Genomic DNA, 352 nt, shown 5'->3' with positions numbered 1-352 from the left:
GTATAGTCACCCTCTTCCAGATTTCCCTGCCAACTGCAGATTGTGTCACCCCGCAAAGCAACCACACTGAGAAGATTTCCTCTTTCATCAAAAAGATACTGGCGGAGATTGTCTACATAGACCGGAAGCATATTTTCACTGCTGTTGCCTGCATACCAGTAATCAAGCCGTGTCGTATACGGACAGACACCCGGTTCATCGCCAAATGTGCAACCGCATAAGACCACCGCCAGCAACAGGTATGCTATCTCCACCATCTTATTCATTCCACCTCCGTTTTATCCTCTTCATAACGAACGATCACCTCGATGCGCCGCAGCTTCGGAAAAAAATGTCTCAGCATATCTTTATA

1 pseudogene is annotated in these 352 nt (G+C 46.9%); it reads right to left on the bottom strand.

Annotated features, from left to right (window positions below):
• A pseudogene (locus DWX23_RS25245) lies at positions 1–266 on the bottom strand (hypothetical protein); the annotation flags it as partial.
• Between the last annotated feature and the right edge of the window lie 86 nt (positions 267–352).

Source organism: Parabacteroides sp. AF18-52 (assembly GCF_003479145.1).
Classification (GTDB): Bacteria; Bacteroidota; Bacteroidia; order Bacteroidales; family Tannerellaceae; genus Parabacteroides; species Parabacteroides faecis.
This window is presented reverse-complemented; position numbering and strand designations above follow the sequence as displayed.